Here is a 308-nt window from a genome sequence, read left to right as displayed (position 1 = left end):
CTCGTCCATCATCTGCAAACACACGATTGACTTGCACCGCCGCAAAACCAAATTAACAAATATGCAATTGAAATGCTTAATGCCACCATCCATTTTTTCATTGTTTACCCCTCGCTTTCAATAATGGTTGGTTGCGGAAGCGTCACAATGAATCGGCTTCCTCGTTTTTCTTCACTTTGTACATTAATCGTTCCGCCATGGGCATCAACAATCCATTTGGCGATCGAAAGACCAATCCCATATCCTTGTTGTCTTTGCGAACGCGATGGATCAACGCGATAAAATCTTTCAAATATATATTTTTGATG

Annotated in this window: 1 protein-coding gene; it reads right to left on the bottom strand. The window is 40.9% G+C overall.

The annotated features are described in order from the left end of the window. Positions 1-104 precede the first annotated feature (104 nt). A partial coding sequence (locus tag BRO54_RS19035) for an ATP-binding protein (RefSeq protein WP_139268128.1) occupies positions 105-308 on the bottom strand: 204 nt, incomplete at its 5' end.

It is taken from the genome of Geobacillus proteiniphilus (assembly GCF_001908025.1).
Taxonomy (GTDB): domain Bacteria; phylum Bacillota; class Bacilli; order Bacillales; family Anoxybacillaceae; genus Geobacillus; species Geobacillus proteiniphilus.
Note: the sequence above shows the minus strand (reverse complement) of the source record. Positions and strands in the feature narration are given on the sequence as shown.